The sequence below is a fragment of the Streptomyces sp. NPDC056987 genome (genome assembly GCF_042673865.1).
GTDB lineage: Bacteria > Actinomycetota > Actinomycetes > Streptomycetales > Streptomycetaceae > Streptomyces.
The window spans coordinates 5200-30398 of sequence record NZ_JBHURV010000057.1; the positions used below are offsets into that span (position 1 = coordinate 5200).

Sequence of the window (25199 nt, forward strand, 5' to 3'; positions counted from 1 at the left end):
CCCGGCCCGGCCCGCCCCCGGCCCCGGGCGCCTGGTGGCTCCCACCTGCCCCCGGGGGCCCCCGCCCCCCCGTGCGGGGCCACCCCGCCCCCACCGACCGTGAAAGCCCCCGTCCATTGATCCACCCGTCGTCCGCCCAGATCGCCGCACGGATCGAGGAACTGTACGGCGCCCCGCTGAACGAGCTCGAAGCCCACATCCAGGACCAACCGCCCGGCATGCTCGCCGCCCTTCTCGGCAGCCACCACACCCTCGCCTTCGCCGAGCAGCGGATCACGGTCCACCGCGAACGGCTTCAGCAACTGGTCCATCCCGAGCGGCAGACAGGCGCGGCCGAGGTGTTGCACATCCTCGACTGCGCCCAACGCCTGGCCGAGTCCGTGGCCGTCCGCGACACCCAGAGCGCCACCATCCAGGCGGTTCTGCAGAGCCTCGTCCGCACCCCCGCGCCGGAGACACCCTCCGGCCCCGCGCAGGCGCCCGCCGCTGTTCCCGCACCGGCCGTGCCCGCCGCGCCGGGCCGCTGACGCCTCCCGGTCCCTACCTTTTCCAGGAGTCCCTATCTTGGCCACCACCGGTCTGTCCCCGGACATCGAGGCGGATATCGCCCGGGTCACCGAAGTCCTCCACATGGCCACCCCGCGGTGGAATGTGCGGATCCTGCTGGCTCTCAACGAGCCCCCGCAGCGCTACAACCAGATCGCGGCCAAGCTGCCCCATCTCCAGATCAGTCAGCTCCATCCCAAACTCCAGTCCCTGTGCTATGCCGGACTGGTCGAGCGGACCGAGTACAGCCCCCGCCACGTCGCCTACAGCCTCACTGAGCGCGGCCGGCAACTGCTGCCGGTGCTGCCGGTGATCGCCAACTGGGCCGAGACATACCTGGAAAAGCCCAAGGTCCCGCTGCCCGTGATCGAGCAGGTCGAGGACAGCCTCACCCTCCTCACCCGCCGGCAGGCCCCCGCCATCCTGTGGGTGCTGAAAACCCGGGACGAGGTGAGTGCACGGGCGCTGGCCCACCTCGTCATCCCCGACGGCACCTGGACCAACATCTACCCGCCCCTGCGCCAGCTCATCGACGACGGCCTCGTGACGAGCAACGGCTCCGGCCAGCCCTACCGCCTCTCACCCTCCGGCGCCGCCCTGGGACCCGTCTTCGGCGCACTGTCCATGTGGGCCGCCGGACGGCCGTTGGACCACGCCCCCCGTCATCCCCTCTGGGGCCGGCCGGACCCCAGCACTGCTCCCGGCTCTCTCCCGTGGGCCAGCCACCGGGCCCGCACCACGGCGCCTGCGGTTCCCACGTCCACGCCCGCACCGCGCCCGGGGGCCGTCTGGAACAGGGGAGAGCTGTTCTCCCATGCCGGCCCGCCCCGCCCGAAGACCGCCCTGCCGACCGGAGGAGGAGCCCGCCGATGACCACCACCCCCACCTTCGGCCAGCAGCTCCAGCGAGCCGGCGCCGTGCTGTCGTCTCCGGGCCTGATCCGGCTGGTCAGCGAGATCGACGACCACGGCGCCATCCCCGAACGCGGCCTGGCCCGATTCCTCGGCGATCTCTCCACCCACCAGATCCGGCAGGCCACCATGCTGGCGGACACCCTCGGACTCCTCGACCGCACGTACGACGGCCTCGGACTCACCGCTGCGGGCCAGAGCCTCGCCGACGTCTACGACGCGACCGCCCGCTGGGCCCGACGACACAACTACCCCGCGCCACAGAGCGATTTCGCCGGACGGATACGCCACACCTTCGCCCTGCTCCACGATCCGACGCAGGCCGAGTCCGGATCGGCGGACAACGGCGCCGATGCCGGACCCGAACACGTCCGGCGCCTGCTGGCCGAATGGATTAACGCGCACCAGCCCCAGCCGAGCCGTGACACGTACGGTGCCGCCGCGTGAGACCCAGCGCAGACATCAGAACTGTAGGGCTCGTGCGCAGGGTCTATCTGCCGCGTGGGGCGGATGCCGCGGCGTTCGCGATGACGAGCTACGGCATCCCGTTGCTCGTCCTGGCCACCACCGGGTCTGCGTCGTTGACCGGGCTCGCTTTCGCGCTGGCCTGGATCCCGCGTATCGGCGCCTTCACTGTGGCCGGTGCTCTCGTCGACCGTTATGGGTCCGTCCGTGTCTTCCGCGCGGCGTGTCTCGCGAGGGCTGGTGTCGTCCTGCTCGCCGCCGCCCTTCTGGCGGGCCTGGCCGAGGGAACGCAGGCGGCGACGGTCACGGTGATGCTGCTCGCGGCCCTGACCGGGGTGCTCACCGAGTTCAGTTACGTGGCGGCGGAGACGGCCGGTGGGGCGGCCAGCCGGGCAGCGGGAACTGGCGCGCACCGTGTGCAGTCCGTTCTGCTGGGGATCGACCAGAGCGCCATGCTCGCAGGTCCCGCTCTCTCCGGTCTGCTGCTGGAACACACCGGTCCCGCCGCGATGCTCGGGGTGCTGGCCGCCTTCTCCCTGCTCGCCGCCGCCCTCGGCCCCCGTGAGCATCCCGCACCGGCCGGCGTCGCGTTGCGGAAGGGCGGTGGTCTGCGTGCGGGGTGGGTGACGCTGCGTTCGCTGCCGGCCCTGGCCTGGCTGGTCGCCGGTCTGATGGTCTCCAACGGAGCGGTCGCTCTGCTGCAGGCGGCGATGCCGGTGATCGTGGTGACCGACCTCGGCCGCTCCAGCACGGATGCCGGACTCATCTGGTCCGCCGCGGCCTTCGCCTCCCTCCTCGCCATCACCGCCTCCCGCATCGCGATCGACCGCTGGGGCCTGTGGCCCGTCGGCGCCATGGCCGCAGCCACCGCCGCCGGCGCGACCCTCACCCTCGCCCACACCAGCACCTACCACGGCTACGTCCTGCTGATCGCCGTCCTCATGGCCGGCGAGGGCGGCCTTGCCGTCGTCCTGCGCACCCTGCGCTCCCACCTCATCCCACCCCACGCCTTCGGCAGCACCCTCGCCGTCACGATCCTGCTGCTCCTGCTGCCCTACCCCACCGCCGGCCTCCTCGTCGCCACCCTCCCGCCCGCCCAACTCGGCCACGCCATCACCGCCGCCGCGATCCTGCAGGCCATCGGCCTCTCCACCGCCTTCATCCGGCTGCGCACCCTTCCGGCCCTGACGCCCCGGCCTGCCTGACCTCGTCACGAGGGGAGTCTGCCCCGCTCATGCCGCCCACCACGCAGGACGGGCTGCCCGGCCTCGCCCTCCCGTTCCAGGACCTACGGCCGACGATCACCGAACAGTTGAAGGCTTTCGACATGCAACACCCCTGGGGTTACCGCGCCCTGGTGCAGCTCGTCGGGCAACGGCGCGCCCAGGGATGCGCAGCGGGTCGGGATGAAGGCCCTGTTCGAGGCCCTGCGCTGGCGCCACCCGCACGGCGCCTGCTCGCCGAGCACCCGCAGTGGACCTCGGTGATCGAGGTCCGCCGCCGACGCGCCCCGTGAACCTCGGCCCCGCATTCACCATTCGCCCGATAACCCGAGGAGCCTGTCTCTTGTCCGATCGTCCCGTTGTCCTGGTCGTTGCTGCGGCCGACATGGAAGCCGAGGCGTACCGCGCCTCCTGCCTGCAGTCCGTGGCCGCCGCCTACGACGTCCTCCTCATCACCAGCGAGGAACCCTCCTGGGAAGTCCCTTATATCCGGGACTGCATCGTCGTGGCTGACCCGAGCGACCTGGCGGCGTTGTCCGCCGCGGGCCGTGCGCTGGCCGAACGCTACGACATAGCAGGGGTGTTCACGTGGACCGAGTGGTACCTCGTCCCCGTCGCCCGCCTCGCCCGCCAACTCGGCCTGCCGACCACTGCGCCGGAAGTGATGCAGGCATGCCGTAACAAGGCCACCGCCCGAAACCTGTTCGCCCGCTACGGCGTTCCATCCGCCGCCTCGACCAGCGTGGGCAGCCTGCGGGAAGCCACCACCGCGGCGGAGCAGATCGGCTATCCGGTCGTCCTGAAGCCCGCCGGCCGGGCTGCCAGTGTCGGCGTGAGCCGCGCCGACACCGGCGAACAACTCCTGGCCGCGTACGCGTTCGCCTACCGGGCCGCCCGACAGGGGCTGGAGAGTGCGGGGGTTCTGGTGGAGGAGTATCTCGACGGGCCTGAGGTCTCCGTCGAGTGCGCCACCTACTGGGGCGAGACCACGGTGGTTGCCGTCACCCGCAAAACCATCAGTGCCCCGCCGTATTTCGAGCAACTGGCACACACCGTCGATGCCGACGACCCGCTCCTCGCTACGGTGGCCCCTACGGCGCGGGCCGCGATCCGCGCGCTCGGGATCACCGACAGCGTCAGCCACATCGAGATGCGCCTGGTCGACGGCCGCCCTCGCCTCATCGAGGTCAACGGCCGTATCGCCGGCGACATGATCAGCCACCTGGTGCATCTCGCCACCGGCATCGACCTGGCGCGCGCCGCCGCCGACATCGCCTGCCACCGCACACCCGACCTCGCCCCCACCCGGTCCTCGGCCGCCGCGATTCGCCTGCTCTACCCCGAAGCCTCCGGCACCCTCACCCACCTCGACTTCGACGGCCCCCAGCCGCCCTGGCTGGAGCGGATCCATTTCCACCGTCACCCCGGCGACCGCCTCCTCCTCCCGGCCGACGGCGGACACCTGTTCACCGCCCGGATCGGCTACCTCATCACCACCGGCCCGAACGCCATCAGCGCCGACACCCGTGCCACCACGGCCCTCGACCGCCTCCACGCCCGCGTCGAGCCCGCCACCACGTCCTGACCACCGGGATCCACATGCCCCTTGACGACGACCGTCTCACCATCGACGGGGACGTCCACGTCTCCCCGCGCTACCTCGCTCGCAGCACCGCCATCGGCGACCCCGCCCTCGCGCCCCTCCTTGACCTCGGCTGGGAACTGTCGCACGACGACCTCGGCAACGCCTACATCAACGCCCCCGACCGGCGCGTGCGCCTGGGCTATCTGCCCGAGGCCGAGGACGACGGACTGTGGCGCATCAACGCCTACAAAGCCCACCACGAACTGTTCAACGCGCCGGCCTGGGGCGTCTGCTTCAACAGCGACACCCCCACCGAGTTCGTCCGCGCCTTCACCACCGCGCTCGCAGCAGCGTACGAACAGGGGCCCGACGTCTACCTCGCCGCACCGAACCCGGGAGACAAAGACCAAGACCCCTTCCGCCTGGTCACACCGCTCCTCCAACGCGGCTGGGAGTTTGACAAACCTGAACCGGGCGTCTTCGCGATCCGGCCCGCCGACCGGCTTGCCGCACTGGAGTTCACCACCGGATCACTGGACCCGGAAGGCGAACTGACAAGCCGCACCGCCCGCTGGCACCTGTGGGCCGGCACCTTCATCAACCGGCCCGTCTGGTACGCCACGGCCAGCACCAACACTCCCGTCCCTCTCCTTGCCGCAGTCACCGAGGCCGTTTCTGACCCGGCCCCGCTTCCCCGGTGGCGCGAGGAAACCTTCAGCTACGCCAAGCGCGCCCAGCTCACCCCGATCCTCCCGCCGCAATCACCCGTGCCCACACCGCTCGACATACAGCGCGTTGCCGCGTCACGCCGCCCGGCAGCGCTTCCCGCCCCCAGCGTGCCGCGCTGGAGCACCACCAGCCGCCCTGCCCTGCCCGGACCGCGCCGCTGACACCCTACGGAGGCCCTCATGGCGATGCACGCCCGCGAGTTCTTCGCCGAACTCGACCTTCCCTTCACCGACAGGGCTGTCGTCGGCGACACCTACTACGCCACACCCGTACCCGGCGGCCTGCTGCGGCTGCGGATCGACTTCGCCCGGACCCAATATGACAGCGAGTACAGCGGCCTGCGCCTCGCTCTCATCCACCAGGAGCTGGGCACACTCGACACCGGCATCCTGCGGTTCGACGACCACAAGACCTTCGACCACCGCGACGCGAGACGCGGACGCACCCCCGGGCAGTCGGGGTACGCCCTCGTCAGGGAATTCCGGGAAAGGCCCGACTGGGTGCCGTGGGAAGGCGCCCACATCAACGGACTACGCGACGCCATCGAACAGTACAGCGCCGTCTGGTTCCCCGGCGCATGGCCCGCACCGGCGCCGAGCCGGGCCGTAGGCCGTACCGCTCACCAGGCTCCCTCCTTGTCGACTGCCAAGACCAGCAGTCGCAAGCGCTGAGCCCCGGACCCCAGACCCGCGCGCACTGCACGCCCTTCCCCACAGGAGCCCCTTGCCGACCGATCCGCTTGAGAATCTTGATCCCGCAGCGAAGGTGAAGGTCCTCCCACGTCACCTTGCCGGACCCGGCTTTGTCGACCCTCGTACCGTGTGGTCCTTCCCCTTCTCCGAGGGATGGCCGTCCGCCCAGACCGAGGAGGGGACGGCCGCCGCCTTCAGCCCCTGCCTACGCCTGCAGACCACCTACGAACCCCAGCCTGACAACCCCGGCAAGGGCACATGGACCATCAGCGCACACCGCGCTCCCTTCAGTTCACCCGCCTGGCAGATGAGATTCGACGCCACCACCCCCGTCGAACTGCTGCAGAGTCTGCACACTGAACTCTTCGACCTATACCTGGAGGACCGTCACAGCGACCGGGACTGGTTGTTCGAGGACGAAACGCCAGCACAGGAGGCGTACGTACCGCTTCTCGCCCGCGGCTGGAGCCACGACGTCAAAACCGATGGCACCCAGACCTTCCTCCCTGCCGACCGCCTCGCGGGTGTACACCACCGCTACGCCACCACGAGCCCTCACGAACGTGCCTGGTGGATCTGGGGCGGACACCACAGCGAGCCGCACTGGCAGGCCCGCATCACCTCCGGAACGCCCACCGCGCTCGTCGCGGCCTTCACCGTCTCGCTGATCTCCACCGACCCGCTGATCCGCATCGTGAACGACGTGCCCCTCCACACCCGGCGCAACCTCTACCTCGCGACAGCGACCGGGAAGTCGCCCGCCGACCGGCCCGCTGCCCAGCCTCCCCCCGCTGCGGGACCGGGACCGGGTACGGGCCCCAGCCGCTGACGTCCACCATCGGCAGAGCTGAACAGCGAGAAGTGTTCGGTGGAGACGTCGTTCAATGCCCTCCCGGTACAACTCCCGCTTCACCGACGTCGGATCTCCGAACTGGCGGCCGAACTCTGCGAATCGAAGGGCGTGTTGCGCCTGCAACAGAGCGAGCGGCGGGGTGCCGTCCCGCAGCTGGCACACCGCCGTCACCACCCACACGGATCGGCTCAGCAATACATCACTCAGAGAGGGAAAAGGAATGCAGCTGACGGTGGCTGTTCAGAATCTTGGACACGGCGGGCTTGCGGACGGAGACGGAAACCCGGAAGACCGATGGCCGCAGCTGGCCCGGCGTCTCAACGGCGCGGCCGACCGGGTAGGAGCCGGCCAGGTCGACGTCGTGATGTTGTGCGAAGTTGTCGACTGGCACCGCTTCGGAAACAAGCAACTTGCCCGCGCCGTAGAGGATTTGGGGCTAGATGCAGCCCCGCTCGCACCCTCTCGCAGCGGCTACGGGACCGGGCTCCTCTACCGTCGCGAAGTCCTCGGCCCGTGGGCGCGTCACAATCCGGACTTCGGCAAGGAAGCCCTGCACGGCTTGGCCGTCACGAGCTTTGACATTCCCGGACTGCCGGCGAAGCTGAGCTTTCTCCCCGTCCACTTCACCCCCTTTTCCGCCGAGCAGGCCGTAATCGAAGCGAATTACGCTGCGACCCGCGGCTACAAGTACGGGCCGTTCGCCGTCCTGGCCGGCGACGTCAACTATGCCCCCGCCTCGGCGGCCCACCCACTGCCCGACTTCGCCGAGATGAGGCCCTACAACCTCGGCTCCCGGACCCGATTGCCCGCTGGAGACTTCATCCCCGGCCAGCCTCTGAAGCCGAACCGTGACGTCACCCGAAAGCTCGCCCAGAACGGCTATGTCGACGTCGCCTGGCACCTCTTCGAGCAGACCCGGAACAACACGCTGCTGCGGCCAACCGCCACCGACGACCGCATCGACCAGGCGTGGGTCTCCGGCCCCCTGGCCAACGCCGTCTCGGACTACCATCTCCTGGACGAGCCCGCCGGGGCCAGCGATCACCACGGCCTCGTCTTCCGTATCGACACCGATGCCATCGACGTGACCAACCTCTGGACCTACCGCTAAGCGGGTTCCGGCAAAGTCAAGGGCTGCATTTGTCCGATACTAGGCTTCCCGAAAAGAAGCGCCATCAACCCCGTTCGTGTAGGAGTAGGCCCTGTTCTCGTATAGCTACGGCCAACGGACATGTAGCGCTGCGTGACCGTGGTGGTCGTCGTTTCCCCTCGCTGGGCGTCTCGTTGAGCTGAACGAGTGATCTCGGGTGGGGTAGAGGAGCACGGGTGCGGCAGGAATGGGAGCCGGAGGACCTGATCGAGGTCTGGACGCTGCTCGAAGACGACATGAAGCGGGTGCGGAACAAGTCCGGGACGACGAGACTTGGCTTCGCGCTGCTGCTGAAGTTCTTCGAGGTGGAGGCCCGGTTCCCGGAGTCGGCCAAGGAGGTGCCGGCCGCCGCTGTGGAGTACGTAGCCCAGCAGGTGAAGGTACCTGCGGAGGCGTGGGCGGACTACGACTGGCAGAGCAAGGCGATCCAGCGGCATCGGGGCGAGATCCGGGCGGCGTACGGGTTCCGGGCGAACACCGAAGAGGACCAGGACCGGCTGGCCGCGTGGCTGGCGACCGAGTTGTGCCCGGTGGAGTTGTCCCGCGACCGGCTCGCGGCGGCGGTGGTGGCCCGGTGCCGCAACGACCGCGTCGAGCCGCCGGCGCCGGGGCAGGTACGGCGGCTGGTCGGCAAGGCGGTCAAGGACTTCGAGAAGCGGTTTTGCCGCAGCACGACGGACCGAATCAGCCACGTCACCCGCTCCCGGCTGGAAGACCTAATTGCAGGCGACGGCACAGAGCACAACAAGGACACCGCTGGCGCGGCGGCCGGGGGCGGGCGGTCGCACTTCACCGAGCTGAAGACGGACCCTGGAGCCCCGGGCCTGGAGAGCCTGCTGGCCGAGGTGAACAAGCTGGAGCGGGTGAGACGGCTGGAACTGCCCGCGGACCTGTTCGCCGACGTGTCGGAGAAGCTGGTCGACGCCTGGCGGGCGCGTGCGTCGAAGGAGTACCCGGCGAACCTGGAGCGGATGAAGCCGCCGCGGCGACTGACGCTGCTGGCCACGCTGTGCCATGTCCGGCAGACGGAGATCACCGACTCGCTGGTGGACCTGTTCATCCAGCTCGTGCTGAAGATCAACACGAGGGCGGAGCGGAAGGTCGAGAAGGAGCTGGGGGCGGAGCTGAGGAAGGTCCGCGGCAAGGAGGCGATGCTGCTGCGGGTCGCGGAGGCGGCGCTGTCGGAGCCGTCCGGCACGGTGCGGCGGGTGATCTTCCCTGTAGTCGGCGGAGAGAAGACGCTCAAGGCCCTGGCGGCAGAGGCCGCGGCGAACGAAGCACGCTACAAAGCCCGGGTCCGCACGGTACTGCGGTCGTCGTACTCGGCGCACTGGAGGCGGATGCTCGCGCCGCTGCTGAAGGGGCTGACGCTGAAGTGCAACAACACCGCGTACCGGCCGGTGATGGACGCGATCGACCTGCTCAAGCGGTACCTGGAGCAGCCACTGAAGGAGGGCGCCTTCTTCGACCCGGCCGAGACGGTGCCGCTGGACGGAGTGGTCCCGGAGCAGTGGCGGGCTGCGGTGGTGGACGACAAGGGCCGCGTCGAGCGCATCCCGTACGAGCTGTGCGTGCTCGTGTCGCTGCGGGACGCGTTGCGCCGGCGGGAGATCTGGGTGGTGGGCGCGAACCGGTGGCGCAACCCGGAGGACGACCTGCCCGCCGACTTCGAGGACAACCGGGACGTCCACTACGCCGCGATCCGCCAGCCGCAGGACGCCGGCGAGTTCATCGCCGCCCTGCAAGGCAAGCTCCGCGCCTCGCTGGACCGCTTCGAGCAGGCCCTGGCGGAGGGCACCACTGACGGGGTGGCGATCGTGAAGAAGCACGGCGAGCCGTGGATCAGGGTCTCCCCACGCGGCAAGCAGGATGAGCCGGAGTCCCTGGTGTCGATCAAGGCGGAGATCGAACGGCGCTGGGGCACCATCGACCTGCTGGACATCCTGAAGTATGCCGAGTTCGACACGGACTTCATCGCCGAGTTCTCCTCGGTCGCCACCCGCGAGAACCTCTCGAAGGACGTGCTGCGGCGCCGCCTGCTGCTGGTTCTGTTCGCTCTGGGCACCAACATGGGCATCAAACGGGTCGCGGTGACCGGCAAGCACGGCGAGAGCGAGGCGACGCTGCGTAGGGTGCGACACCTGTTCGTCAACCGGGCCAACATGCGCGCCGCGCTGGTGAAGCTGGTCAACGCCACCTTCGCCGCCCGCGACGTAATGTGGTGGGGCACCGGCACCGCCTGCGCCTCCGACAGCCGCAAGTTCGGCTCCTGGTCCAGCAATCTGATGACCGAGTGGCACCAGCGCTACCGTGGCCCCGGCGTGATGATCTACTGGCACGTCGAGCGGAAGTCGGTGTGCATCTACTCCCAGCTCAAGAGCTGTTCGGCCTCCGAAGTCGCCTCGATGATCGAGGGCGTGCTGCGGCACTGCACAGACATGGAGGTGGACCGGCAGTACACCGACACCCACGGCGCGTCCATCGTCGGCTTCGCCTTCGCCCACATGCTCGACTTCAAGCTCATGCCGAGGCTGAAGAACATCGGCTCCGCCCGGCTGTACCGGCCGGCCGCAGGCGAGGACGACAACTGGCCGAACCTCGCACCGGTGCTGTCCACCAAGACGATCAACTGGGACCTGATCCGCCAGCAGTACGACCAGATCGTGAAGTACACCACCGCGCTCCGCCTGGGGACCGCCGAGGCCGAGCAGGTCCTGCGCCGCTTCACCCGCGGCGGCCCCAAGCACCCCACCTACCAGGCGATCGAAGAGCTGGGACGCGCGGTGCGTACCTCGTTCGTCTGCGACTACCTCGCCGACGTCGAGCTGCGCCAGGAGATCCACGAGGGCCTGCAGGTCGTGGAGAACTGGAACAGCGCGAACAAGGACCTCTTCTATGGCAAAGACGGCGACCTGGCAGGGCAGGACAAGGAGTCCCAGGAGGTGTCCATGCTCGCCCTGCACCTGCTCCAGTCCGCCCTGGTTCACGTCAACACGCTGCTGATGCAGCAGGTCCTCGCCGATCCGAAGTGGGCCGACACCCTCACCGACGCGGACCGGCGGGCACTGTCACCGCTGTTCTGGACCCACGTGAACCCCTACGGCCGGTTCGAGCTGGACATGAGCAGCCGCCTGGAACTGGACCTAGGTATCAGGGCGGCTACAGTGCCCAACCCTCGCATGGCGCAGGATGAGACAGCCGCCGCCTCGGGGTTGTGAGTCGACTGTCACCGCGTGTACCTGCGGATGCGGTAGCGCAGTCCGGACACGGAAGACTGCCAGCTTTTGTCCTCGGTGACTCTCCACGTCGGGCCCAGTGGCGGCGCATAGGTGTCGCCGTCCACCGTCCAGTCGACCTCAGTCACCGAGAGCGTTGTGGCGTACCCCAGGGCGGCCCGGTAAATCTCCCCGCCTCCGATCACCCATGCTGCAGCAGGGGCAGCTCGCTCCGACGTCTCGGCTGCAAGCTCCAGAGCCTGGGCGACAGACCCGGCGCGTTCGGCACCACTGGCCACCCACTGCGGATCACGGGTCACCACGATGTTGCGCCTGCCGGACAGCGGGCGGAATCGTGGAGGCAGCGAATCCCACGTCTTGCGCCCCATCACCACGGGATGGCCGAGGGTGGTTGCCTTGAAGTGTGCCATGTCCTCAGGCAGGCGCCACGGAATCGCATTGTCCGCACCGATCACGCCATCAAGGGTCTGCGCCCAGATCAGCCCGACGTTCACACCGCGACCGGGGCTTTGATGGCCGGGTGGTGCTGGTAGTTGTGCACGTCCACATCGGCGTAGGCATAGTCGAAAAGCGAGTTGGCTTGGCGCAGACGCAACCCGGGAAACTCGAACGGGGCGCGCGACAGCTGCTCGGTCACCTGCTCGACGTGATTGTCGTAGATGTGGCAGTCGCCGCCGGTCCAGATGAAGTCGCCCGGCTTGAGGCGGGCCTGCTGAGCCACCATGTGCGTGAGGAGGGCATAGCTGGCGATGTTGAACGGGACGCCGAGGAACAGGTCCGCGCTGCGCTGGTACAGCTGGCAGGAGAGCTTGCCGTCGGCGACGTAAAACTGGAAGAAGGCGTGACAGGGCGCGAGAGCCATCTTGTCCAGCTCGGCGACGTTCCAGGCGGAGACGATCATCCGGCGGGAGTCTGGGTTCCGGCGCAGAGTGTCGAGAACCTCGCTGATCTGGTCGATGTGCCTGCCGTCCGGGGCGGGCCAGGACCGCCACTGTGCGCCGTAAACCGGACCGAGTTCGCCGTTCGCGTCGGCCCATTCGTCCCAGATGGTGACGCCGTGCTCCTGCAGCCAGCCGACGTTCGAGTCGCCACGCAGGAACCAGAGCAGCTCGTACACGATGGACCTGAGATGCACCTTTTTGGTGGTGATCAGCGGGAACCCCTGCGAGAGGTCGTAGCGCAGTTGGTGCCCGAAGACACTTCGGGTGCCGGTACCCGTCCGGTCGGCTTTGGCCGTCCCGGAGGTAAGTACCAGCCGCAACAGGTCTTCGTACTGGGTGTCCGCCACGGCGGTCGAGTCTACTGGCCGCCGACAGGCACGCACTTGACGGTCACGTCTCCCCGTACAGCGAGGCACCGGCGTGAGGCTCAGCGCCGGCGGCGGGCTGCGGAGTCGCGTTCAGCGACATGCCGGGCGACCGCGTCAACGCCAGGGCGGGCGTATCGCTCCAGGGAGCGGACGGAGGCGTGCCGGGAGCGGGCCAGCAGCATCGGGGTGGAGGTGCCGCCCTCGGCGTCGTGGGTGAGCGCGGAGTGCCGCAGCCGGTGCAGGGTCCAGCCGTCCAGGTCCTCGATGCCCTCGGGCGAGGCCAGCGGGTTGGCCAGCAACCGGGTGTTCTCCTCGAAGATCTCCTCGGCCCGGCGGTAGGAGAGCCGGGCCCGGCCGGTCTCCGGGCACACGTCGAGCGTCGGTGTCCCGGCCGGGGCCTTGCGGTCGGTAAGGAACAGCGGGCCGTGGGTGCGGCGGGCGATGAGTCGGGGCAGGAGCTGGGCGGTGCCGGACTGCCAGTGGATCCACTCGGTCGCCCCGCCCTTGGCGGTGATCCTGCCGCGCTTGTCCTGCGGGTACAGGTCTTCCACGTTCAGGCACAGCACCTCCTCGGCGCGGGCGGCGGACTCGTAGAGCATCTTCCAGAACGTCTTCTCCCGCAGGGCGACGTCCAGGCGCCACAGGGCGGCGATCTGGTTCTCCGCGAGGGATTTGGTGCGGTCCGGCGGGGCCGGCCGCCGCTCGATGCCGATCGTCGGGTCGCTCATGATCCAGCCCTGGCACTGCCACCAGCCGATCGCCTTGCGGGCGATGGACAGTTCCCGGTTGACGGTGTCGGCGTCCATCTCGTCCGCCCGCGCTGCCGCCAGTTCGGCCAGCGCCTCGGGCAGTGCCGGGTCGTCGATCGCGGTGACCGGGAAGACGGGCGGCTTCGCGCCCCGGCGGGCTGGTCCGGTCGGCGCCGGTTCGCCGGCGAGCATCCATCCCCACGTCGTCAACGAGATCCGGTAGATCCGCGCGGAGGACTTGGCGATGCCCGCTCCGGTGAGGTACCGCTCGATGGCCGCGGTGTACGAGGCGGGCGGGACGGACAGGGGTACGACCCGGGCGCGCGGGAGGCGGAGCGCGCCCCCGTTCCCGGGTTCGGTCGCTGGTTCGATCGTCACGCCTGCCCCGCCCTTCCGGCGCTGCCGCAGTAAATGCGTACACCTCGCCTGCGGCGGCCGGAGAGTCCACCGCAGGTCGCGAAGATCACCGTAGAGGCTCTGCCGCAGTAAATCCGGTATTTACTGCGGCATCGTCCTGACGAGTCATCAGGCCAAGGAAGTCCGATAAGTCGACCTCGAAACGGAACCGAAGCTACCGCCAACCGCTGCACCGCCGGCCTTCACGGCGAACGCAGCCCCGAGCGTTACCCAGCGCTACATGTCCGTTCGCCGTAGCTATACGAGAGCAGGGCCGAGTAGGTCGCTTTCTAGCGGGGTCGGGATCGCGGTCGGGGGCATTGTGTCTGCCGCCGCCTTCTGCCCGCTGTCGGCCAGGGTGGGCATTAGATTGAGCGGGCCGAACGTGTCCGTGGATCGCGCAGGAGTGCTGCCCGCGGGGCTTTTTCGTGATGCAGTCGGGGGCATGGGAGGTTGAGGCAGCCCTCGCTGGGGCGAGCCCGCAGCACTGATCCTCCGGCCTGCGGCGACTGGATTCGTTGAGACGAACGGCGGCGACTCGGTTCGTTGGGACCGGGCGAGTTCGCCCGGGGCAGACAAGGAAGTGCACGGAAAGACTGGCCAACGCGTCTGAGGTCATGTCAACGTAGACAACTCCGCAAGGATCCCCAGGTCAAAGAAAGATGGTGGCCGGTGACCGGGGTCCTCGTTGGCCTGGTTTGTTCACCGCCGTCGAAAGCCCTGCTGCGCGAGTGGATGGATTGGTCGCGGCCAGTCCCACACAGCATGGACGAGCGGTCCGCAGGTGACGTCAACCTGATCGTGTATGCCCTGTGCGGACCGACAGCGGCAGGCCGGGGTCCACCGTTCACTGTCTTCTCCGCACCAAGGAGGCTGTCCGTGGCTCATACGGAGATGGCCGTCGGCGGTCTCATTGATCTTTTGTCCGGCTGTGGCCGGAGTGCTCCGGTGCGGCAGTACGTGGACGAGAACGGTCGGAGGGTGGTCTATCCCGCCGAAGGGCGGGACGTGGACACACAGTTCGGTCATCTGCCGCCCGAGGTCGCCGTGACCCTCACCTGACAGTGGCCGGTCCAGGCGCCGCCGCACCGTCCCCCCAGTAGAACCCGCACCGAGCCCTTGGAGGCGCCCTGTACCCCGACTCTCCGCTCGACCCGTCCGTTCCCCACGGCGCCCCGGGCGCGTACTGGGTCGGTCCCCGCTATCTGGCCGGTGACGACGGACGCCTCTACGACACCGTTGCCGACACGCTCGCCGGTCTGGGCTGGACGAGCCTGACGATCGTCCGCGGGCGGCACGACCCGGCCGAGGCAACGGAGGACCGTCAGGTCCTGCGCAGCACGGTCCTGCACATCAGCCCCGACAACCTGCGCTGGGCCCAGTGGAGTCTGGCCGACGAGCCGTTCCACCTGGGGGGCCGGCCGGTGGCCTGGCAGGTATCGGCGCGCGCGGACACGAGTAGTCCGCTGGCCGCGTGGTCGGCCTACTTCACTCCGGACGTCCCCGGGGAGGCCGTGGCCGACTTCCTTGTCGCGCTCGACGCCCGCGACGAGCCTGCCGTGCCGCTCGCCGGACCCGAGCTGGTCCTCGACGCCGTCGCCGCACACGGCTGGCTCCGTGACATCGAGCAGCCCCACGCGGCAGTGGATCCCGCGTTCACCTCGCGCTTCAACCTCGGCGGGGTGCCGCCTCTCATCCAGGACGGCGACCCGCGCGCCCTGACCACCGGGTCCGGTGAGGCGGGCCCGACCGGATGGCAGGCATGGTCCGAGCCCGACCCCGGCGCCCCGTACCTGTGGGTGGCGTCTTTCGGCGCCAGCGTTCCGCATGACCTGGTGGCCGCGTTCGCCGCCTCCCTCAGCTCGACGGTGCCGGTCCTGCGCCGGGTGCTGCCGGAGGCCACCCGCGAGCGGCTCCTGCGCGCGCCGGCCGTCTAGTGCTGTGACCGCAAAGGTTCACCGGCCTGGCGAGTGTGCCTCCTTTGACTGAGCAGACGTTCAGGAACACTCGCGCAAGGGAGCTGTCGCAGGAAGACAGCGCATCACATGCCGGCGGATGAGCCTTGTCGTCGGGAGAGGGCTAGCCTGCGTCGCTCTCGGTCGATCTCGGTGACGACCACCGTGATCTTGTCGCCGACCTGGACGACATCTGATGGAGTCTCCACCGGTGTCCAGGCGAGCTCTCGCAGGTGAACCAGTCCCTCGATTCCTTCGGCGACCTGGACGAAGACGCCGAACGGGATCAGCTTGGTGACCTGGCCAGGCAGTTTCTGCCCCACCGCAATGGTGTCAGCGAATACCTGAAAGGGGTCCGGCTGTGTGGCTTTCAAGGACAGTCTGGCCTCCAGGTTCCACGTGTCGAACTGGAGGAACTCGCATGAGACGCGCTGTCCAACCTGCACGACGTCGGAGGCTGCCTCGAAACGTCGCCAGGACAGTTCAGCGAAGGAGATGAACCCGACGCCGGGGAAGACCGGATGGTCGGGTCCGTCGTCCAGCGCAACGAACACACCGAACCGTTCGATCGCTGTGACGGTGCCGGAAAGGAACTCGCCGCGGTGCAGTGATTCCAGGAATGCCCAGAGTTCTGGGTTCTCAGACGGTCCACCCATCATGCTCCCAGCCTTTCACGAGGAGCCGTGCACGGGGTGGGAAGTGCGCTCACGCTGCGGTCTTGAGGGGACGTCCGCCCCAGCGGATGCCTTTCTCACTGCGGATGCGGGCGCGTTCACGTCGTTCGGCGGCCAGGACGTCACGGTGGCGGGCGTTGGCGTTACGCCAGCGCAGGTAGGCGTGCAGGGCCCGTGTCTGGACGGTGTGGTTGGGGTGGTGGGAGTTGGCGATGGTGAACTGCCGAAGCGGTCCGAAGTGGGCTTCGATCGGGTTCGCCCAGGATGCATAGGTCGGGGTGAAGCACAGCTTGACCTTGTTCTTCCTGGCCCATCGGCGGATGTCGGCACCTTTGTGGGCGGACAGGTTGTCCAGGATCACGTAGATCGGGGCGCCGTCTGGCCGGGCAGCGCGGATCGACTTCAGCGCGGCCAGCGTGTTGGCGGCGCCCTTTCTGCGACGGTTGACACCCCACAGGGTGTCGTCGCCGACCGAGTAGCAGCCATGGAAGTAGCGCACGCCGTGCGTGCGGTGGTAGGTGGCGGGCAGCCGGTCGGGGCGCTTCTGCTCAGCCCAGCCCGAGTCCGCGGTGGGACGGATCCCGAGCGGGCCGAACTCGTCGAAGGCGAAAACCCGGTCGGGGAAGCGGTCGAGGACCTCCTCGATTCGGTCCAGTTTCGCCTCGCGGTCGGGGTCGGGGGATTCCTTCCATGTCTTGGTGCGCTGGAAGGTAATGCCGCGGCGGGCGAGCAGGCAGCGTAACGCCTCGCGGCCGATGCCGATCACGTGGCCGTGGGCTTTGCGCAGGTAGGCGACGAGCTTGCGCAGGGACCAGCGGGTGAAGGGCTGGCCGAGCTTGGCCGGGCGGGTGATGGCCGTCTGGATGACGAAGTCCTCGTCGTCAGGGCTGAGTTGGCGGGGACGGCCTCCCGCCCACCGAGGGTCCAGGCAGGCCAGGCCGATCTCGTTGAACCGGTGGATCACGTCCCGGACAGTGTCCTCGTCGGCCTGCACCAGCTGGGCGATCACGGGCACCCGGTTCCCGCCGGCCGAGGCCAGCAGCATCATCGCGCGTCGATAGCGCACCGAGCTGGTGCTGCCCCGGCGCACGATCTGCTGCAGCTTCTGCCCCTCCTGGTCGGTCAGTCTGCGCACACGGACAGGCTCGGCCACCGCGCCTCCAGCGGTCGGATCGGACGTCACCGCCCATCCAACCGCCACGATCACCAAACCGGCCAACCTATGCGGTCAGAGCACTAGAACGCCGGACCGCTCAGCGGGACGTGTAGCACGGCGCCGCTGCCCCCCGACCAGATTCCTCGGTCGGGGGCAGCGGCATGCCGGGAGCCGGTCAGCCGCCCGCTGTCGCCTTGGCGAGGGCCTTGTCGAGATGGCGGTCGACGAGAGCCGGGGAGCCGGAGACGACCAGCAGCAGGCTGCCGTCGCGGATCGCGGTCTGCTTCACCACGGTGCTCTGCCCTCCAACGGAGAATGTCAGGAGCTGGCTCCACTGCTCGTCGCCGAGCCGGCGGGGTGCGGTCAGCTTCTGCGTGGCCATGTCGATGACGGTGCTGCCCGCGACGACCTGATAGGTGGGGCAGCCGGTCATGGCATCGAAGATCTGGCCGATGCTGTCGGACAGTGTGTTAGCGCTGTCGCTGTAGAGCTCCTCGGAGACCTCCGAGCTGCTGCTGCCGGTGTAGGTGAAGGTGGCCTTCGCCTTGCGCGGGAAGGTGAGCGAGCCGGTCGCCGCGTCGCCGCCCAGCTTGTTCAGGGCCGGGCAGCCGATGACGGTGACGTCGTCGTGCCGGGTGACACGCTCCGGCTTGCGGAGGTAGCCGCTGCCCAGGTCCTGCTCGTCGAGCAGGCGCGCCTTCAGCGCGGCCGAGGACAGCGGAGCGGCATTCTGGCCGGGCCGGGCCGGTTCCCCGACCGAGGAGGGGGCGGTGCCGGGCGTCATGCCGGTGGTGTCGGCGGAGCAGGCAGGGACGGCGAGGAGAACGGCGCTGATACCCAGGATGGTGGTGACGGTGCGAACGCGCATGACTGTACTGACCCCTTGATGCTAGGTGACGGGCGGTCAGTACCCGGGCCCGAAGGCCCGGTGGGGGTCGTAGGAGTGGGGGTCAGTGTCCGAGGTGACGCAGACAGTCCTCAAACGTAGCATGCGTCGAAACCCACGGCCCGGAGTTGCGGTTGTACCAGGCGGTGTCCAGACGGGTCTCCAACTGCTGGTGACCGGCCCGGCAGCGCAGCCAGATCTGGTCGCGAGCGGAGAGGACGAGCCAGTCCCGGTACGCGCCGCACTCGGAGCAGGCGACCATCTCTTCGTCGAGAACGAGCGGCTGCGGCCAGGGCATCATCATGCCGCCGAGCTGGTCGCGGCTGGGCACCCGCAGCTCCGGTGACAGGGAGTCGTCCACCGCGTCAGCCTGCTCGCCGCGCTCCAGCTCGGCCCACACCTGCCCCGCCTCCGGCGAGCCCGGGTCCTGCAGCCGCGCCGACAGCTCGAAGAACCGGCGCTGCGCGTCGTTGGGCTCCTCCGCCCGGCGGCGTATCCGGTCAAACATCGTGACGTCCTCCTTTGACTTGTCCTGTGCGCGTCATTGATCGTGCCCTACGCCGCTGCCGGTTTCAATTCACAAAGTCAACATCCAATTTTCGGGGCAGCGTGGATGTGGCCGCTGCTCGGGCCGGAGCGGCACACAGGCATGCTGGAGGGCGAGGGAGAGCGGTGTTGTCCCTGGTCTCGGTGGTGTACTGGCACTGCTGCTGTGGACCGGGTGGGGGATCACCGGGTCTTGCTCGCTGGGTTCTCCGCGCCATGGTGTCGGCCGGGTGCGGGTGGCTGGGGTCTTGTTCTGTGAGTCATGAGCGTGTCTTTGTCCGGGGTGTCGGCGGGCAGGTCGGCTATCTGCCGTATCCGCCATACCAGTACGTCGCTGATCGAGTCGGCGGTGGTGAGTTCGCGGCGCCGGGCGGCATTGGACAGAAGCATGGCGGGGTCATGGCCGGAGGATTCGGCGTCGGTGATGGTCGCGGCCAGGGCGTACCAGCCGGGCTCGGCGATGATTCTCTCGGCCAGTTTCGGCAGCGTCTGGCGCAGGACTGTCGTCTGTTGCTGGAGCTGGGGCCGGGTGAGGTGTCGGCCGCGTTGGTAGAGCGCGGTGAGGGGCTGGGTGGAGGCGGTCTGGTAGGCGGCACGCAGGTGCTCGGCGGTCTGGCGGGCGGCGGCGGCCTGTTGGGCGTGGCCCTTCTTGGCGTGCCAGTGCATGGTGGCGGTGATGAGGAAGAACAGCATGTCGATCGCCATCGCCGTGGTGGCTCCGTCCTCGCCCCGGCCGAGGGCGGGGCCGGCGTGGACGAGGTCGCGGGCGGCCTGCCGCAGTGCCCGGTCGTGGCCGCGTTCGGCGCGGACGTGGGAGCGGGAGGCGCGCTCGTAGGCGCGGGCGGCGTCGTGTAGTTCGCGCCAGGTGTGGGCGGCGGAGGTTTTCGCGAGCGCGTCCAGGACCTCGCCGGCCGACGCGATGGAGGCGGCTGCGGCCGAGTCGTCGCTGTGCTCGATGACGAGCACGGCCCGCCACGCTGCCGTCGCTGTTGTTCGCCGGGCGGCGGCCGGGGCGCCTGGGCCGGTACGGACTGTGCGATCCGGCGGGAGGGCCGGGGTGTCCTGGTCCTGGGCGTCGCCGGACCAGCGCTCGCGGATGCGGGGCAGGGAGAGGTCGGGGGCGAGGCGCGCTCCGGGGTAGAACACCGGCTCGCCGTCTTTGTTCCGGTCGTCGGGCAGGGCGACCTTGTATCCCAGCAGGTCCCCGGAAGGGGCGGTGCGCTGACGGATCAGGAGGCCGGCGGCGGTGAGCCGGGCGAAGAACTCCTCTTCGCCGGTCGCGCCTGCCACTGCCCGCCGTACCGTCTCGCGCAGTTCCTCGCGCGCGGTGCGCTCGCGGCCCTGGCGTTTGGCTTTGTGGTGTTCGGCGCTGGTGGGCCGCTGGGCGGCGGTGCCGTCGCCGGGGGTGACCTGGTGGAGGCCGAGTTCCTTCTCGATGAGCCGGGCCTCGGCCTGGGCGCGGGTGCCGGAGCGGAAGTCGTCGGGACGGTGCCCGTCCTCGGTGACGAGGGTGGCGACGATGTGGATGTGGTCGTCCGCGTGGCGTACGGCGGCCCAGCGGCAGCCAGACTCTCCGTCGCCGGGGTCGATGCCGGTGGCGGCGACGATGCGCCGGGCGATGCCGGCCCACTCCTCGTCGGACAGGATCCGGTCTCCCGGATCGGCGCGGACGGAGGTGTGCCACACGTGCTTGGCCGGACGGCGGTGCTTGGCCAGGGCCATCACCGGCTGGTCCAGGAGCTGCTGGAGGTCGGTGAGGGAGGCGTTCGGGTCGCGGCCGGGGTCCGGGGACATTCCGTCGAAGGAGGCCACGAGGTGGGGGTCGGTGTGGTCCTCGTATTTGCCGGTCTCGTAGAGGTAGTAGAGGAGCCCTCGGGTGTCCGACCCGGACGGGTTGACGCTGGGGATCACGAGCCGTGGTGCTCGATCAGCCGTGTGGAGGCTTCGTGCGCGGTGTCGGCGGCACGCCGTACGGCGGCGACGGCCGCTTCGAGATGAGGAGCGTCGGCACCGGAGTTGAGGGCCTTGACTGCCTGGTTGAGGTTGCTGCCGGCCCAGCCGAGCCGACGCCTGCTGTCGAACAGGGCTGTGATCACTTCGCGTTCGTCTGCGATCTCGGCACGGGTGCGGTCGAGGTCACGGGCGGCAGCGAGCGCGGAGCGGGCGAGGAACCCGGCGACGGACAGATTGCACCGGGCGGCGGCGGACTCGATCAGGGCGTACTCATCGTCGTTGAATCGCGTCGCGGGCTGGCGCAGACGCTTCTTCTCGGGCGGTTGACGCGGTCGCTGACGGGCGCGGGAAGCGCGCTGTCGGCGGGCGCGCGGCTCAGTCTGCTTCTCCTCCTGCCCCGGCTTCGATCCGCCCCCGGTCGAAGCCTGATGGACCTGCGCCCCCCGGTGCAGGTCCGATCCCGCCCCCTCGGGGGCGGGATCGGCGGAAGCTATGCTTCCGCCCCAACTTGCTCGCCCCGAGACCGAGTTGAACGTCGACTCGCGATCCGGGGCGTGGCTGACCTCCTCCGGGTTCGTCATCGGGCCTCATGCCCCGTGGTCCGGAGACGCTGCTGGATGGCGGCAGCCAGTTCGAGCACACCGGCCGGTCCCGCGAGGAGGAGAACGGGGCTGTCGCGGCGGTGCTGGACGAGCCACTGGCCGCCCGGGGTGAGGACCGCGGCGTGCAGAAGCCGACGGCGGACCAGGACGTCCGCCCAGGCGCCGGCCTCAGCGGTCGTCGGGCCGCACGAGCGGGCGATACGGGAGTCGATGACGGTACCTCCTAGAACGGGCCGCCGACGGCCCGGCGTCAGGCCGGGCCACCGGTCGGAAAGGGCCTGTGTGCTGTGTCTTTGCGCTTATCCGCCGCACTCGGGACAGCGGCCGACATGGCCACTGAGCGCCCGGGCCATCCGCTGCTTCGCCGAGATCGCGTACGTCGCATTGGACTTCGCGACGCGACGGCCGGCATGCCGTGCCGAGTGCTCGGTCAGAAACCTGATCTCCTGCTCGAACTGCCGGTGAAGCAGGGTGAAACGACGGCAGGTCTTCATCGAGTGGTGCTCCTTGTCGTCTTGCTGGTCATTTCGTCCCGCACATGCCGCAGGACGAGGCCGAGCCGGTCGTTGCGGCCACCGGGCAGGCCCTCGCGCCGCAGGATCTCCCGCAACTGGGCACGGGTGACCGACTCGTTGCCATCCCGCACGAGCAACGCGGGGACATGAGGGCTGATCCGACGGACGAGCTGCTCCACGGACTGCTCCGGCTCACGCCCCGGACGCGTCCTCTGCGGGCTGCGACCGCCACGCCGCTTGCCCGTGCCCCCGGCCTTCGCGACCCTGCGCCCCTGCGGAGAGACCGTCGGTCCCCGGTCCCCGTTGGGGTCGGTCCCCGTGTTGGTGGTGGTCGGTCCCCGGTCCCCGTTGGGGTCGGTCCCCGACTCGGCGCTCCTCGGTCCCCGGTTCGAGTCACCCGTGTGAGCAGCGACCTCGCCCGCAGACGCGGTGGTCCCCGTGCCGCTGTCGAGGGCCTTATCGGTCCCCGCGCTGCGGTCCCCGGTCCCCGCGCTGCGGTCCCCGGTCCCCGCGCTGCGGTCCCCGGTCCCCGCGCTGCGGTCCCCGGTCCCCGCGCTGCGGTCCTGGGGACCGGGGACGGGTCCCCTCGCGGCCCCCGGGACCGGTTCGGCGGCCGGTTCGGCGCCGGTCTGGGGACCGTTGATGGGGACCGCGGTCCCCGGTCCCCTGACCGCGGGGACCGAGGCGGGCCTGTCGTTGTCGTGGTGTGGGGACCAGGGGGAGGGGAGGGGGACCGTGGCGAGGTCGAGGGCGTGGCGGCGGGCGGCGAGCTGGTCGAGCAGCTCCGTCCGCTGGAGGGGGTCGGTTCCGACCGAGGCGCGGCCGATTGCTTTCGACAGCCGCTGGGTGAGGCGTCGGCCGCGCCAGTTGGTTCGCTGTTCGGGGGTGCGTTCGGCGAGCCGTGCGGCGAGGGCGACGGCACGGGCGGTCGCGCGGTCGCGGGTGATCTGGGCGGCGTCGCGGTCCCGGGCGGCGATGCCGAGGCGGGAGAGCAGCCGCTCACGTGCTTCCCGTCCCAGGGTGGCGATCAGGCCGTGGGAAGCTGCGCCAGGGGTGTGCAGACGCAGCTCGATCCCCATGGCGAGGTGCCACAGCATCGCGGCCATGACCGGTCCGACGAAGGCGCGGACCGTGCCGCCGACGGGGCCGCTCTCGGCGTACGCGGGGATTATCTGCACACCGGTGATGACCCAGACCAGCGTCCCGGGCAGCCCTGGCGCACCCAGGGTGGCGAGGTTCTGGCGGGCCATCAGCGCGGTCGCGAACAGGGCGAGTTCGGCGGCGGCGAACATGGCGGCGCGTTCGGCGGTGCCGGCCATGTCGAGGTAGTCGGCGGCGAAGCGCCAGCTCGTGTCGGCGCTGTAGGCGGTGCAGCCGAGCGCGGCGAGCGTGGCGACCTTCACCGCCGGACTGCGGAGACGTTTCTGCGGGGTCGTGTTCCGGCGGCGGAATGCCCACCCCGCGAGGGCCAGGGCCAGGGCGGTGGCGGGGATTCCGGCGGCGAGGAGGACGGACAGGTCCGGGACAGCGCCGAGGGACGTCATACGGCCCTTCCGGCAAGGGCGTCCGCGCAGGCCGACGGCCCTGGGCGGGGTGCCGGCGGCGTGGTTGTGGGTCGCGCGGTTGCGGGCCGTCTGTGGGCCGGGGCGGACTGCTTGCCCTTGCCCTTCTTCTTGTGCGGGTTGGGTGGCATGCCGAGGTTGCGGTCTCGGTCGAAGACCTTGTTGGCGACCTGGTGGAGGAGGTCGCGGGCGTGCTTGACACTGATCTGCAGGGCTACGGCGAGCCGGACGGGACGCCATCCGCGCAGGTAGGCGAGGTCGATGGCGAGCTGGCGTTCGGACTCGGTGAGCTGGACGTCGCGTCCGTTGAAGAAGGCGGCTACGCGCCGGTAGTCGCGGCGCTGGGGCAGTCCGTCGTGCCAGGGGCGCCGCTCGGCCTCGGTCAGCCCGCCCCAGATGCCTTCCTTGAGGACGTTCTCCAGGGCGAAGTTGAGGCACTCGCGGCGCACCGGGCACCAGCCGCAGAGCTCCTTGGCTTCGGCGATGGCCTCGTGGTCCCGGGGCTGGGGGAAGAACACGGCTTCGGCGTCCTCGACGTCCATGCCGTGGCAGGCGCCTCGGGGCTGCCAGCTGGTGTCGGCGATGCCGCGCAGGCCGGTGGCCGGTGTGGCGTGGGTGGTGATGTGGCGCATGGGTCTCCGATGTCATGCCGCGTCTCCGCCTGGGGCCGGGGAGGCGGACGCGGCGTTCGGTACCGGCCGCGGCACGGCGCGGGGCGCGCGGGGCCGCAGCGGGATGTTGGGGGCCGGTGCACCTTGACGGGGTGCACCGGCGCAGGCATGGGGCCGTTCAGGCCGGTGTGGGCTGCTGCAGCCGCTGGGGCTCCTGGGCCTGCTGGGTGGTGGCGAGGTCGAGGCGGCCGGAGTGCGGGGTGGCGCGCGGGGTGGTTCGGCGCGTTCCGTCCTTGGGGCCGATTCGGCGGTTACGGCACGGCATACCGACCGGTGCCTGGCACCACTCGCACATCACCGCGAGGGCGTCGGGCCGTCCCTGGGCCACGGCCGCCTCGCGAGCCGCGCGGGCGGGCCTGAAGGGCCTGAGGGCGGCGCGGGCGGCTGGCGGGATGCAGGAGCCGACCTCCTTCAGCCGCGCCTTCAGCTCCGGGTCGATTCGGCCGCGACCGCTGGTGATCGCCCGGTCCTCCCGGGGCTGGACGCTGCCGGTGGCGACGGCACGCCGGGTGCCGATCAACTCGGCGGTATAGGCAATCTGGTCGTTCGGATCGGCGAGGGGGGTGGGGTCGGTATGCCGCGCCAGGCGCTCGCGCCGGTAGCTGTCCCAGGGACGGGCGATGTCCGCGGGCAGGATCGGGTAGGGCGAGGTGCGGATGTGTTGGTGGGCGGCGATCCGGGCGTCCCAGCCGTAGGGCGTGGCCGGGGGCACGTCCGCGAGCAGTACGTGCCACTGGGCGATCTGGTCGCTGGCCTCGCCCTTCTCGGTGCGGATGGTGCGGGGGTCGAGCCGGCCGATGTAGGCGAGCAGGGCGGCGATTTCGCGGCGGTCCAC

At 69.8% G+C, this 25199-nt stretch carries 27 protein-coding genes; 14 read left to right on the forward strand and 13 right to left on the reverse strand.

Features of this window, described 5'->3' with window-relative positions; all coding sequences use genetic code 11:
- Positions 1-116: 116 nt before the first annotated feature.
- The 11 genes from ACFTZC_RS38915 (at position 117) to ACFTZC_RS38965 (ending at position 11372) form a co-directional block, all read left to right on the forward strand.
- Positions 117-527: a hypothetical protein gene (locus ACFTZC_RS38915; protein ID WP_382898455.1), complete on the forward strand. Its 411-nt coding sequence runs from the start codon at positions 117-119 to the stop codon at positions 525-527.
- 37 nt (positions 528-564) lie between these two features.
- A complete protein-coding gene (locus ACFTZC_RS38920; protein WP_382898457.1) occupies positions 565-1419 on the forward strand; it encodes a winged helix-turn-helix transcriptional regulator in 855 nt (284 codons plus the stop codon).
- Positions 1416-1904 carry a hypothetical protein gene (locus ACFTZC_RS38925; protein ID WP_382898458.1) on the forward strand — a complete coding sequence of 163 codons (489 nt, stop codon included), beginning with the start codon at positions 1416-1418 and terminating at the stop codon, positions 1902-1904. Before ACFTZC_RS38920 ends, ACFTZC_RS38925 begins: the two co-directional genes overlap by 4 nt.
- Before the next feature lie 80 nt (positions 1905-1984).
- Entirely contained in the window at positions 1985-3127 is a 1143-nt protein-coding gene (locus ACFTZC_RS38930; protein ID WP_382898511.1) for an MFS transporter, read from the forward strand.
- A gap of 29 nt (positions 3128-3156) precedes the next feature.
- Positions 3157-3438: a hypothetical protein gene (locus ACFTZC_RS38935; protein ID WP_382898460.1), complete on the forward strand. Its 282-nt coding sequence runs from the start codon at positions 3157-3159 to the stop codon at positions 3436-3438.
- A 92-nt stretch (positions 3439-3530) separates the two neighbouring features.
- The gene (locus tag ACFTZC_RS38940; RefSeq protein WP_382898513.1) at positions 3531-4730 is read left to right on the forward strand and encodes an ATP-grasp domain-containing protein; all 1200 of its coding nucleotides are present in this window, start codon (positions 3531-3533) and stop codon (positions 4728-4730) included.
- 14 nt (positions 4731-4744) lie between these two features.
- Positions 4745-5620, forward strand: coding sequence for a DUF317 domain-containing protein (locus tag ACFTZC_RS38945; RefSeq protein WP_382898462.1), 876 nt, complete (start codon positions 4745-4747; stop codon positions 5618-5620).
- 18 nt (positions 5621-5638) lie between these two features.
- Positions 5639-6130: a hypothetical protein gene (locus ACFTZC_RS38950; protein WP_382898464.1), complete on the forward strand. Its 492-nt coding sequence runs from the start codon at positions 5639-5641 to the stop codon at positions 6128-6130.
- Positions 6131-6278: 148 nt separating this feature from the next.
- On the forward strand, positions 6279-6980 hold the full coding sequence (locus tag ACFTZC_RS38955; protein WP_382898466.1) for a DUF317 domain-containing protein: 702 nt from the start codon (positions 6279-6281) through the stop codon (positions 6978-6980).
- A 244-nt stretch (positions 6981-7224) separates the two neighbouring features.
- Positions 7225-8115, forward strand: coding sequence for an endonuclease/exonuclease/phosphatase family protein (locus ACFTZC_RS38960; RefSeq protein ID WP_382898468.1), 891 nt, complete (start codon positions 7225-7227; stop codon positions 8113-8115).
- 215 nt (positions 8116-8330) lie between these two features.
- The gene (locus ACFTZC_RS38965) at positions 8331-11372 is read left to right on the forward strand and encodes a Tn3 family transposase (RefSeq protein ID WP_382898470.1); all 3042 of its coding nucleotides are present in this window, start codon (positions 8331-8333) and stop codon (positions 11370-11372) included.
- Positions 11373-11380: 8 nt separating this feature from the next.
- Here ACFTZC_RS38965 and ACFTZC_RS38970 read toward each other — a convergent pair whose 3' ends face one another.
- The 3 genes from ACFTZC_RS38970 to ACFTZC_RS38980 all read right to left on the reverse strand — a co-directional run bounded on the left by ACFTZC_RS38970 (position 11381) and on the right by ACFTZC_RS38980 (position 13826).
- Complete coding sequence (locus ACFTZC_RS38970) at positions 11381-11884, reverse strand: dihydrofolate reductase (RefSeq protein WP_382898471.1); 504 nt, start codon at positions 11882-11884, stop codon at positions 11381-11383.
- On the reverse strand, positions 11881-12678 hold the full coding sequence (locus ACFTZC_RS38975) for a thymidylate synthase (RefSeq protein ID WP_382898473.1): 798 nt from the start codon (positions 12676-12678) through the stop codon (positions 11881-11883). The genes ACFTZC_RS38970 and ACFTZC_RS38975 overlap by 4 nt, the downstream gene beginning before the upstream one ends.
- 80 nt (positions 12679-12758) lie before the next feature.
- Positions 12759-13826, reverse strand: a complete 1068-nt coding sequence (locus ACFTZC_RS38980; RefSeq protein ID WP_382898475.1) for a tyrosine-type recombinase/integrase — start codon at positions 13824-13826, stop codon at positions 12759-12761.
- Between the two features lie 897 nt (positions 13827-14723).
- Here ACFTZC_RS38980 and ACFTZC_RS38985 point away from each other — a divergent pair.
- Complete coding sequence (locus ACFTZC_RS38985) at positions 14724-14906, forward strand: hypothetical protein (RefSeq protein ID WP_382898477.1); 183 nt, start codon at positions 14724-14726, stop codon at positions 14904-14906.
- A 68-nt stretch (positions 14907-14974) separates the two neighbouring features.
- Complete coding sequence (locus ACFTZC_RS38990; RefSeq protein ID WP_382898515.1) at positions 14975-15781, forward strand: DUF317 domain-containing protein; 807 nt, start codon at positions 14975-14977, stop codon at positions 15779-15781.
- A gap of 104 nt (positions 15782-15885) precedes the next feature.
- Here the strand turns inward: ACFTZC_RS38990 and ACFTZC_RS38995 are convergent, their stop codons facing one another.
- From ACFTZC_RS38995 to ACFTZC_RS39020, 6 genes are all read right to left on the reverse strand, one after another.
- On the reverse strand, positions 15886-16458 hold the full coding sequence (locus ACFTZC_RS38995; RefSeq protein WP_382898479.1) for a S1 RNA-binding domain-containing protein: 573 nt from the start codon (positions 16456-16458) through the stop codon (positions 15886-15888).
- A gap of 46 nt (positions 16459-16504) precedes the next feature.
- Entirely contained in the window at positions 16505-17626 is a 1122-nt protein-coding gene (locus ACFTZC_RS39000; protein WP_382898516.1) for an IS630 family transposase, read from the reverse strand.
- 178 nt (positions 17627-17804) lie between these two features.
- Positions 17805-18497, reverse strand: a complete 693-nt coding sequence (locus ACFTZC_RS39005) for a hypothetical protein (protein WP_382898480.1) — start codon at positions 18495-18497, stop codon at positions 17805-17807.
- A gap of 82 nt (positions 18498-18579) precedes the next feature.
- A complete protein-coding gene (locus ACFTZC_RS39010) occupies positions 18580-19023 on the reverse strand; it encodes a hypothetical protein (protein ID WP_382898482.1) in 444 nt (147 codons plus the stop codon).
- Between the two features lie 221 nt (positions 19024-19244).
- Positions 19245-20972: a relaxase/mobilization nuclease domain-containing protein gene (locus ACFTZC_RS39015; RefSeq protein WP_382898483.1), complete on the reverse strand. Its 1728-nt coding sequence runs from the start codon at positions 20970-20972 to the stop codon at positions 19245-19247.
- Positions 20969-21595: a plasmid mobilization protein gene (locus ACFTZC_RS39020; RefSeq protein ID WP_382898485.1), complete on the reverse strand. Its 627-nt coding sequence runs from the start codon at positions 21593-21595 to the stop codon at positions 20969-20971. Before ACFTZC_RS39020 ends, ACFTZC_RS39015 begins: the two co-directional genes overlap by 4 nt.
- 8 nt (positions 21596-21603) lie before the next feature.
- Here ACFTZC_RS39020 and ACFTZC_RS39025 point away from each other — a divergent pair, with 8 nt between their 5' ends.
- Positions 21604-21843: a hypothetical protein gene (locus ACFTZC_RS39025; protein ID WP_382898487.1), complete on the forward strand. Its 240-nt coding sequence runs from the start codon at positions 21604-21606 to the stop codon at positions 21841-21843.
- 72 nt (positions 21844-21915) lie between these two features.
- Here the strand turns inward: ACFTZC_RS39025 and ACFTZC_RS39030 are convergent, their stop codons facing one another.
- The 4 genes from ACFTZC_RS39030 to ACFTZC_RS39045 all read right to left on the reverse strand — a co-directional run bounded on the left by ACFTZC_RS39030 (position 21916) and on the right by ACFTZC_RS39045 (position 25199).
- Entirely contained in the window at positions 21916-22110 is a 195-nt protein-coding gene (locus ACFTZC_RS39030; RefSeq protein ID WP_382898488.1) for a hypothetical protein, read from the reverse strand.
- Positions 22107-23675 carry a hypothetical protein gene (locus tag ACFTZC_RS39035; RefSeq protein WP_382898489.1) on the reverse strand — a complete coding sequence of 523 codons (1569 nt, stop codon included), beginning with the start codon at positions 23673-23675 and terminating at the stop codon, positions 22107-22109. The genes ACFTZC_RS39030 and ACFTZC_RS39035 overlap by 4 nt, the downstream gene beginning before the upstream one ends.
- A complete protein-coding gene (locus tag ACFTZC_RS39040; protein WP_382898491.1) occupies positions 23672-24325 on the reverse strand; it encodes a WhiB family transcriptional regulator in 654 nt (217 codons plus the stop codon). The genes ACFTZC_RS39035 and ACFTZC_RS39040 overlap by 4 nt, the downstream gene beginning before the upstream one ends.
- A gap of 157 nt (positions 24326-24482) precedes the next feature.
- Positions 24483-25199, reverse strand: coding sequence for a hypothetical protein (locus tag ACFTZC_RS39045; protein WP_382898492.1), 717 nt, complete (start codon positions 25197-25199; stop codon positions 24483-24485).

What these genes read in the sequence shown, in the direction of transcription:
- ACFTZC_RS38925 (WP_382898458.1), top strand. Translation starts at nt 1,416, where the DNA reads ATGACCACCACCCCCACCTTCGGCCAGCAGCTCCAGCGAGCCGGCGCC.
- ACFTZC_RS38930 (WP_382898511.1), top strand. Translation starts at nt 1,985, where the DNA reads ATGACGAGCTACGGCATCCCGTTGCTCGTCCTGGCCACCACCGGGTCT.
- ACFTZC_RS38935 (WP_382898460.1), top strand. Translation starts at nt 3,157, where the DNA reads ATGCCGCCCACCACGCAGGACGGGCTGCCCGGCCTCGCCCTCCCGTTC.
- ACFTZC_RS38940 (WP_382898513.1), top strand. Translation starts at nt 3,531, where the DNA reads ATGGAAGCCGAGGCGTACCGCGCCTCCTGCCTGCAGTCCGTGGCCGCC.
- ACFTZC_RS38945 (WP_382898462.1), top strand. Translation starts at nt 4,745, where the DNA reads ATGCCCCTTGACGACGACCGTCTCACCATCGACGGGGACGTCCACGTC.
- ACFTZC_RS38950 (WP_382898464.1), top strand. Translation starts at nt 5,639, where the DNA reads ATGGCGATGCACGCCCGCGAGTTCTTCGCCGAACTCGACCTTCCCTTC.
- ACFTZC_RS38960 (WP_382898468.1), top strand. Translation starts at nt 7,225, where the DNA reads ATGCAGCTGACGGTGGCTGTTCAGAATCTTGGACACGGCGGGCTTGCG.
- ACFTZC_RS38995 (WP_382898479.1), bottom strand. Translation starts at nt 16,458, where the DNA reads ATGATGGGTGGACCGTCTGAGAACCCAGAACTCTGGGCATTCCTGGAA.
- ACFTZC_RS39005 (WP_382898480.1), bottom strand. Translation starts at nt 18,497, where the DNA reads ATGCGCGTTCGCACCGTCACCACCATCCTGGGTATCAGCGCCGTTCTC.
- ACFTZC_RS39010 (WP_382898482.1), bottom strand. Translation starts at nt 19,023, where the DNA reads ATGTTTGACCGGATACGCCGCCGGGCGGAGGAGCCCAACGACGCGCAG.
- ACFTZC_RS39020 (WP_382898485.1), bottom strand. Translation starts at nt 21,595, where the DNA reads ATGACGAACCCGGAGGAGGTCAGCCACGCCCCGGATCGCGAGTCGACG.
- ACFTZC_RS39025 (WP_382898487.1), top strand. Translation starts at nt 21,604, where the DNA reads ATGCCCCGTGGTCCGGAGACGCTGCTGGATGGCGGCAGCCAGTTCGAG.
- ACFTZC_RS39030 (WP_382898488.1), bottom strand. Translation starts at nt 22,110, where the DNA reads ATGAAGACCTGCCGTCGTTTCACCCTGCTTCACCGGCAGTTCGAGCAG.
- ACFTZC_RS39035 (WP_382898489.1), bottom strand. Translation starts at nt 23,675, where the DNA reads ATGACGTCCCTCGGCGCTGTCCCGGACCTGTCCGTCCTCCTCGCCGCC.
- ACFTZC_RS39040 (WP_382898491.1), bottom strand. Translation starts at nt 24,325, where the DNA reads ATGCGCCACATCACCACCCACGCCACACCGGCCACCGGCCTGCGCGGC.